The organism is Candidatus Yanofskybacteria bacterium, assembly GCA_003514055.1.
GTDB lineage: Bacteria > Patescibacteriota > Minisyncoccia > 2-02-FULL-40-12 > GWA2-44-9 > UBA12115.
Genome location: DOSG01000003.1, coordinates 31,438 through 40,453, shown reverse-complemented (window position 1 = coordinate 40,453; position 9,016 = coordinate 31,438). Strand labels below are relative to the sequence as shown.

General features: G+C 43.2%; 6 protein-coding genes. 5 read left to right on the top strand and 1 reads right to left on the bottom strand.

The genetic code is table 11. The annotated features are described in order from the left end of the window. The 5 genes from DEG18_01755 to DEG18_01735 form a co-directional block, all read left to right on the top strand. The coding region (locus DEG18_01755) for a DNA polymerase I (protein ID HBX58311.1) at nt 1–2,388 on the top strand (2,388 nt) is incomplete at its 5' end. Between the two features lies 1 nt (nt 2,389). Beyond that, nucleotides 2,390–3,268: a hypothetical protein gene (locus DEG18_01750; GenBank protein ID HBX58310.1), complete on the top strand. Its 879-nt coding sequence runs from the start codon at nt 2,390–2,392 to the stop codon at nt 3,266–3,268. Nucleotides 3,269–3,271: 3 nt separating this feature from the next. Then, nucleotides 3,272–4,309 carry a hypothetical protein gene (locus tag DEG18_01745; protein HBX58309.1) on the top strand — a complete coding sequence of 346 codons (1,038 nt, stop codon included), beginning with the start codon at nt 3,272–3,274 and terminating at the stop codon, nt 4,307–4,309. 1 nt (nt 4,310) lies between these two features. Then, the gene (gene holA, locus DEG18_01740) at nt 4,311–5,270 is read left to right on the top strand and encodes a DNA polymerase III subunit delta (protein ID HBX58308.1); all 960 of its coding nucleotides are present in this window, start codon (nt 4,311–4,313) and stop codon (nt 5,268–5,270) included. A 7-nt stretch (nt 5,271–5,277) separates the two neighbouring features. Further along, nucleotides 5,278–6,843 (top strand): hypothetical protein, encoded by a 1,566-nt coding sequence (locus DEG18_01735; GenBank protein HBX58307.1) that lies wholly within the window; start codon nt 5,278–5,280, stop codon nt 6,841–6,843. Here DEG18_01735 and DEG18_01730 read toward each other — a convergent pair whose 3' ends face one another. Continuing rightward, on the bottom strand, nt 6,844–8,985 hold the full coding sequence (locus DEG18_01730) for a DNA helicase RecG (GenBank protein ID HBX58306.1): 2,142 nt from the start codon (nt 8,983–8,985) through the stop codon (nt 6,844–6,846). Nucleotides 8,986–9,016: the final 31 nt, after the last annotated feature.

Genomic DNA, 9,016 nt, shown 5'->3' with positions numbered 1-9,016 from the left:
GAGAAGGCTGGTTTTGAAGCCGATGACTTAATTGGCTCGCTGGCCGAAGTGGCCAAAAAGGAAGACGATCTGCAAGTAATCATCATGACTGGCGATCTAGACACTCTACAGCTCGTTGAGGACGACAAGGTCGTGGTCTTCACTATGAAGAAGGGCATGACCGACACTTTTATATACAACGAGAAAGAGGTTAAAAAGAGATATGACCTCGAACCATATCAGCTCGTAGATTACAGGGGTCTTAAGGGTGATCCATCAGACAACATACCTGGTGTGGTCGGGGTAGGGGAGAAGACTGCCTCGGCTTTGATAAAAGAATTTGGGGGACTAGATAACATGTATGTGGAGCTAGAGAAGAGGAGCGGTAATAAAAAAACGAAGAAGAAAAAAGGGGATCTCTCCGAAAAACTGATAGAGAAATTGCTTACTAACAAAGACCAGGCTTATTTTTCAAGAAAATTATCCGTTATATCTCGTGATGTCCCGGTAGATTTTAATATCGAGAAGGCAGAGTGGCTGAACAAACTAGACAAAGACAAGCTAGAGAAAACGCTCAAGGATTATGCGCTATTCAGCTTGGTCAAGAGAATGCCAGAGATATATACTGCCGATCCGGCTGAGACAAGTCCGAAAGAAGAGGCCGCTAACTTGGATTTATTCAGCGCCAATGACAAGACATTTGACGAAGAGATAAAGTCAAAAGACGAGATCAAGTCAGCTTTGACGGAGTTAGTCGGAAAGACTTTTAGTTTCATTGTCGTCGATAACCACTTAGTGGTTGCTGATGCAGAGAAATACAAAGTCTGCGTCATATCCTTAGATTCAATCTCGCGTTACGACGTCTTAAGGGATTCGCTCAAGAGCTTAATGGCTGATAAGGACACTAAAAAATTAACACATGATTTAAAGGAGCAGGCTAAGTCCCTGCGAAGGATGGGCATTCACATCGAAGGTACGATATTCGACTCAAAGCTGGCGGCGTATTTATTGAGTTCTGAACAAAAAGGGTATGACTTGGAAAAAATTTATTACTCGGAGTTAGAGAGGAATTTGGAAAATACTGCCAAGGGTAAAGTAATTGCCATAGCGGAGCTTAGGAGCGGGATGATGCGAAGGATGGACGTCCTCGGTCTTTTGAGCGTGTTCAATGATATCGAACTACCTTTGGCTCCTGTGCTCGGAGAATTAGAGTTGGTGGGAGTGAAGATAGACAGAAGAGTTATAGGGGATTTGTCCCTAGCCATAAATGATGAGGTGCAGAAATTAGAAAAAGGGATATATAAATTAGCAGGCGAAGAATTCAATATAAATTCGCCTCAACAGCTGGGGCATATAATATTTGACGTGCTTGGATTGAAGGGCAAGATAAGGAAAACCGGAGGCGGAGCGCTATCAACTGCGGCCGCTGAACTTGAGAAGTTAGCCGATGAGCATCCCATCATAGAAGAGATAATTAGATATCGAGAGATTAATAAGCTTAAGACGACGTACATAGATCCATTCCCGGAATTTATAAACGAAGATACTGGCAGGTTATATACGACTTTAAATCAGACTGGCACGAGCACGGGCAGGCTTTCAAGCCAAGAGCCGAATCTACAGAATATCCCAGTTCGCACAGAGATGGGCAATAAGTTCAGGCAAGCGTTTATCGCTGATGAAGGCTACGAACTTCTATCGTTGGACTATAGCCAGATTGAGCTCCGAGTCGTTGCCCACATATCTAAAGATGAAAAGATGATAGAGACTTTTAGAAATAACGAGGATATACACACCAGAACCGCCGTAGAGATATTTGATGTTAAGCCCGAAGACGTAAAGCCCAACATGCGCCGCGATGCGAAAACTTTAAACTTCGGAATACTTTATGGCATGGGCCAAGTCGGCTTCCAGAGGGCATCAGGCGTGTCGCGCGATAAGGCCAAAGAATTTATCCATAAGTATATGACCGAATTTCCTGGCGTAGCCAAGTATATGGAGAGGACGAAAATGGAGGCGCATCGAAATGGATTCGTGCGTACTCTATTTGGTCGCAGACGGCAGTTGTCGGAAATAAATTCCTCAATGCCTCAGGTGGTAAGCCAAGCCGAGAGAATGGCCATTAATGCCCCGATACAGGGGACCGCCGCTGACATGATAAAAATTGCTATGGTCAATGTAAGTAAATATCTGCACGAGAATTATGAGGAGAGCGATATAAGAATGTTGCTCCAAGTGCATGATGAACTGTTGTTCGAGGTGAAAAAGACTTTAACCAGAGAGTTGGAGCCCAAAATTAAGGAAATGATGGAGGGCGTATTGAAGATGGATGTGCCTATAACCGTAGACTCTAAAGTTGGCCCCAATTGGGCAGATATGGAACCTCTGAGATCTCAGGAGATACAATAAAATGCCAGAACTTCCCGAAGTGGAAACTATAGTCCGTCAGTTGCGCGAGAAAATAATCGGTTTAAAAATAACCGATTTTTGGGCTGATTGGCCAAGATCCGTAAGGCAAGCCGGCGGGATTGATGGAGCCAGAAAGCAGATGAAGGGCAGGAAAATTCTAAAAGTTAATCGAAGAGCCAAATACATAGTCGTAGACATCGAAGGCCCAAAAACAATTTTCGTACATCAAAAAATATCAGGGCATTTACTATACGGCAAATGGGCCAAAAACGAGCAAGGGTGGACTAGTAGGATCAAGGGGCCGCTCAGCGAAGACTCCGCCAACAAATATATTAGGATGGTTTTCTATCTAAACAACGGCTATCAGGTTGCTCTTTCTGATCCAAGAAGATTCGGCAAAATGATATTAGTCGACGATCGCGAACTTAAAAATTTAAAAGAGATTCAAGAACTTGGCCCAGAGCCTTTAGAAATTAGTCTTAGCGATTTTTCTAAGCTTTTTAAAAACAAAAAAGGAAAGATTAAGCAGATCTTAATGGATCCCAAATTTATAGCCGGCATAGGCAACATATATAGCGATGAAATATTGTGGCAGATAGGCGTGCATCCTTTATCAAAACCAGAGAACCTAAAAACTGCTCAGATAAAGAGTATGTATTCAGCTATGCAAGGTATACTCAATAAAGCCATTAAGTATAAGGGAGATAGCATGGATGACTTTAGAACCCTAACCGGAGAGAAGGGGGAATATCAGGAGATGCACAAAGCCTATCAAAGGACTGGTGATAAGTGCGACAAGAAGGATGGTGGTATAATTAAAAGAATAAAAGTCGGCGGTCGATCGGCGCACTTTTGTTCTAAGCATCAAAAATCTAAATAGATTATGACTAGTATAGCCAAGAAGATAAAAAGAATATTTTCGACTCTAAACGTAAATATAATCCTGGTGGGCATTGGGCTCGTAGCGTTTATTTTCGCAGGAACCTTTTTCGTGTGGTGGAACAAGGAGATTGTAATTAACGGAGGAGAAGGGGAGGTAATTGTAGATAACAAGCTGAGCTCTATCGCTGGCTTGCCCTGTGAAAATTATATGCAGAGGCCGATAAGCGTCATGATGCCATCTGATCCTGAGCCGCGGCCATTATCTGGCATAAGCCAAGCAGATATGGTTTTTGAAATGCCAGTTACACCCGGAGGCGTTACTAGATTTATGGCGGTTTTTCAATGCGAGAAGCCTGCAGAGATCGGCTCTATAAGGTCTGCCAGAAAAGATTTTGTGCCTTTGGCCGCGAGTCTTAAATCAATATATGCTCATTGGGGAGGAGAGCATGGCATATTGGCCGAGTTAAATAAGCATGTGATTGATAATCTTAATGCTCTAGTATATGACGGCTCAGCTTTTTTTAGAAAATCTACGGCCAAAGCTCCGCATAATGGTTTTACAACTTATGAGAAAATGCTTGGCTTAGCGGAAAAGTTAAAATACGATTTGGTTGATAATTTTTCTGGCTATCTTCATCAAACAAGTAAGCCGAATAGAAATCTCAATAATATAGTTGATAGTATCGATATCGATTATCCAAGCCCATATAATATTAGGTGGGTGTATGTGTCCAATGAGAACGTATATAAGAGGACTAGGGGAGGCAGGCCAGAGACAGACAAGAACAGTGGCCAGCAGGTAGCTGTTGGCGTCGTGATTGTTATGAATACGACCGCTAGCTTCTTATATGATCAGTATATAGACGTCAATGTTACCGGATCTGGCCCAGTTAAGATATATCAGGACGGCATGATGATTGTTGGTAACTGGAAGAAGGATCCTGCGACGCTTGATTCGAAATTATTTTTTCTAGATGATCAAGGCAAGGAGATAGAACTAGCCCCGGGAAAGATATGGGTAGAAGTAACAACGGACTAAGGTGATAATTTTTCTTTACGGACAAGACGGCTATAGGCTCAATGATAATTTCAGAAAGATCATTGAGAGCTATAAGATTAAGCATAAGAGCGGTTTCAACCTCTTTAATTTTGATTTTGCCGACAACTTTGATTTCTCAAATTTTGAGGACGCGATAAAAAGCACTTCTTTCTTTAGCGAGGTTAAGCTAATCGCCGTAAAAAATTCCTTTTTGGCCAAAAAGGAGCTTGAGAAAGTTATTGAATTGATGAAGGCATTTGATCTACCGAAGAATAAAGAGATCGTACTTCTTTTTGGGGAAAATAAAACCGAGGCGGAGCTTAATAAGCTATCTAAGGATTTATTGGCATATCTAAAAAAGAATTCTGAGCCAATTAGGAATTTCGAGCAACTGAAGGGAGCTAAGCTGGAGGCTTGGCTCAGTGGGGAGTTTGCATTGGCAGGATCGAAAATACAGCCTCTAGCCATCAGGAAGCTGATAGATATCGTGGGAGGGGATAGCTGGGCACTTAGCAACGAGATTAATAAATTGTGTAATTATAGGCCGGGAGGTACGATCGGAGCGGGAGACGTGAGCCTCTTAGTGAGTGAAAAAATCGATTTAAATATATTTGACCTTGTAGATGCACTCGGATCGAAATCAAAGGCCAGGGCCTTTGAGCTTTTATACAAAGAGATTAGCACGGGTCGCGATCCGTACTATATATTAACGATGGCCATATACCAATTTAGGAACTTGCTCATAGTAAAAGATTTAATGTCGCGGTCCATCCCCAGGGGAGAGACGGCGAAGAAGGCCGGATTGCATCCTTTCGTCGTACAGAAGGCTTCGGCTAGTGCTTCTAAGTTTTCTATGCCTGAGCTAAAAAATCTATATACAAGACTGCTTGAAATTGATATAAGTACCAAGACTGGCCGGGGCGATCTAACTGATTATCTATTCGGCTTTGTTTTAGCCTAAATATCCAATGAATAAAGACTATTATTATCTTCATGCCGGTCGCGCATCTGATCTTGAGAAAAGTGGTGACCGATTGATATATAGGGCTTTAGAAATAATGCCTGGACTAACTGCTTGGGCAACTTTCGCGTTGGTGGTCCTCCTGTCTTTTAAGACACCGGTCTTCATGGCATTTTTCATTATTGCTTTCGATGTTTATTGGCTGGTAAAAACTATATATCTATCTCTCCATCTAAGGGTTTCATATAGAAAGCTAAAGGACAATCTTAAGATAAATTGGCTTAAAAAATTAGAGACGATGTCCTCGGCTGATTATATTAATGATGGTCTAAAATCATGGCAAGAAATATATCATTTTGTTTTTCTGCCAGTATATAAAGAAGACTATGCCGTGATCTCGAGTTCGGTTGAAGCTCTTCTCAAGTCTAATTATCCTAAGACAAAAATGGTGGTGGCGTTGTGCTACGAGGGTCGTGCTGGCGTAGAGACCGAGGATACGATCAAGCGCGTAGAGACCGAATATAAAAATGGATTTTTTCAGTTTGTGACGATCAGGCATCCCGAAAGATTAATCGGCGAAATGGCTGGCAAGGGTTCAAATACGTCTTATGGGGCGGCCATCGTTAAGGAGACTATCATAGACAAATTGGGCATCGATTACGAGAAGATAATCGTCTCGAACTTTGACGTGGACACGGTTATCTATCCGGAGTATTTTGGTATTCTAACTCACACATTCCTGACGACGAAAAATGCCTTGCGAGCTTCTTATCAACCAGTACCCTTGTATGTAAATAATATTTGGGAGGCGCCATCGTTCGCCAGAGTAGTGGCCTTCGCGGCAACATTCTGGCACACCATAAAACAAGAAAAATCAGAGACGGCTACTACGTTTTCATCTCATTCGATGTCCTTTAAGTCGTTAGTCGACGTGGGCATGTGGCAGAGAAATATGGTTTCCGAAGATTCTAGAATATTCTGGCAGTGCTTCCTTCGATATGACGGAGATTATCGAGTGGTCCCGTTATACTATCCAGTATCTATGGACGCCAACGTAGCATCTTCAAGCTGGCAGACTCTAAAAAACGTATATAAGCAACAGAGACGCTGGGCTTACGGCGCTGAAAATGTGCCTTATTTTATGTTTGGCTTCATCAAGAACAAAGCTATTTCGTTCGGTAAGAAATTCTACTACGGGTTTATTGTGGCTGAAGGAAACCACTCTTGGGCTACTAATGCCGTTTTGTTATTTATACTTGGCTGGTTGCCGGTTATAGTCGGTGGGCCAAAGTTTAACCAGACTGTGCTATCTTTTAATTTGCCGTATTTGACTAGGTGGATACTGACCCTTTCTACCTTCGGTCTAATATCGTCAGCTATTCTATCCATAACCCTATTGCCGCCAAAACCGATTAAGTATGGCAAAACTAAATACGCCTGGATGTTGATTCAGTGGATACTTTTCCCGGCTACAACGATATTTCTCGGTGCTATTCCTGCCATTGATGCCCAGACTCGCCTAATGTTTGGTAGGTACATGGGCTTTTGGGTTACTCCCAAAGTTAGGAAGTAGTTATTCAAAATGAGTGAGTTTCTGGAATTGGGCTAATCGCTCCCTGAGAGGGGAGCATTTTTTTAAATTAGGATCTTGTTTAAGCAATAGCCTCGCTTCGGTGCGGGCTTTTTTTATTAATTCAATATTAGCCAAGGAGGCCATAGCTAAATCGGGTAATCCAGACTGCTTAACGCCGAAGAACTCACCTGGTCCACGGATGGACATGTCTTTTTCGGCCAATAAGAATCCGTCGTCTGTATCGACTAGGGCCTTGAGGCGTTTGTTCACGGCCTTGTCGCCGGTGGATGAGAACAAAAGACAATATGACTGGTGGATGTCGCGACCGACGCGGCCACGAAATTGATGCAATTGAGCCAGGCCGAATCTTTCGGCATTTTCAATCATCATGATTGTGGCGTTGGGTATGTCCACCCCCACTTCAATCACTGACGTAGACACCAAGATGTCGAACTCCTTATTCTTAAATTTATCCATAATCTCATTCTTCTCTTTGGCCTTCATCTTCCCATGTAGCATTGCCACTTTAATCTCTGGGAATATCTCGGTCGATAGCTTTCTATATTCCTCTTCCACGGCTTTCATGTCGGCCCATAAGATATTCATCATGCTTTGAGCACCGCGATTTTTTATTTCTGCCTTAGGGTCGCTAAGCTCAATGCGCGGGCAGATTACGAACACTTGCCGACCACGGCCAACCTCTTCGCGTATAAACTGGTATGCTGAATTTCTCTCATCCGGCGTTACGATGTTGGTTATTATTTTTTGCCTATTCTTCGGCTTCTCTCTGATTATTGAAATATCAAGATCTCCATATATGGTTAGGGCTAGGGTGCGGGGGATGGGCGTGGCGGTCATTGATAATAGGTGCGGCACGTAGCCTGCGTCTTCTTGTTTTACGAGTGCCGATCTCTGAGCTACGCCAAAGCGATGCTGCTCATCTATTATTACCAACGCTAAGTTTTTAAACTTGACATCTTTCTGAATGACGGCATGGGTGCCGATTATGATTTTTACTGAGCCGCTAGAGATTCTCTTTTTAAGCTCCGATTTTTTTATAGATTCACCATTCAATTTAGCCTGTGAACTTGTGAGCAGGCCTACGCTAGTAATCTGGCTCGAAAGCAGATTGACTATATTCCTATGGTGTTGTTGAGCTAAGACTTCTGTGGGAGCCATGAATACCGTTTGGCATCCGTGCTCGGCCGCCTGAACTGTAGCTATTAAAGCCACGACTGTTTTTCCACTGCCGACGTCGCCTTCCATTAGGCGGTTCATCGGATATGGCCTCTCTAGGTCTTTCAATATTTCCCAAGCCGCCATTTTTTGATCTCTGGTCAGCTCGAAGGGTAGCGTCGAGATGAAGTCTTTTATGAGCTCTTGGCTGAACTTAATTGATATGGATTTCTGCTGGTTTATCTTCCTTCTTTCTAGCAATGCTTTTATTTGAAAAAGAAAAAGATCATCAAACGCCAGCCTCTCTCTGGCTATGGCCACGTCTTCTTGCTTCTCTGGATAATGTATCAGGCGTATGGCGTCATTCAGGCTTAGGAGATTGTATTTTGACTTAATTTGTTCGGGCAGCGGATCGTCCAATTCCAAATTGGTCAGGATCGGTTTTAACAGGAATCTTAGATATTTAGAGCTCACGCCCTCTGTTTCCGGATATGTCGGCACTAGACCGGTAGTATGGGTCAGGCCGGTCTGTGCGATTTGCCCATAACCAACATTGCCGATCTTCTCATAGGTGGGGCTAGATAAGTGAATGCCTCTTTTCCCCAAGTTAACTTTGCCAGCCATACTGACGAGCGTTCCTTCGGTGAGGTTGTTGGCTATGTACGGCTGATTGAACCAGACTGCGTTAATCGCACCACTATCGTCTTTAACTATCGCATTGGTCACAGTCATGTGCCGTGGAAATATTTGTCGGTTAGTAATCTTTACGATCTCGCCCTGGATGCTTACTTTTTGGCCGGGCTGTACGTCTGCGATAGGGGAGACTTCCTGGTAGTCGTCGTAGCGAGCCGGAAAGTGCCAGAGCAGATCTCTTAGGGTGCTAACCCCAAGTCTTTTCAATCTAGATACGTTACGAGGTCCGACATGACTTAGATTTTCGATTGGAGTTAAGAGGTCTTGTTGCATGCGCGCATATTATACAATTTTAATGACCAAA

What these genes read in the sequence shown, in the direction of transcription:
- DEG18_01750 (HBX58310.1), top strand. Translation starts at nt 2,390, where the DNA reads ATGCCAGAACTTCCCGAAGTGGAAACTATAGTCCGTCAGTTGCGCGAG.
- DEG18_01745 (HBX58309.1), top strand. Translation starts at nt 3,272, where the DNA reads ATGACTAGTATAGCCAAGAAGATAAAAAGAATATTTTCGACTCTAAAC.
- DEG18_01735 (HBX58307.1), top strand. Translation starts at nt 5,278, where the DNA reads ATGAATAAAGACTATTATTATCTTCATGCCGGTCGCGCATCTGATCTT.
- DEG18_01730 (HBX58306.1), bottom strand. Translation starts at nt 8,985, where the DNA reads ATGCAACAAGACCTCTTAACTCCAATCGAAAATCTAAGTCATGTCGGA.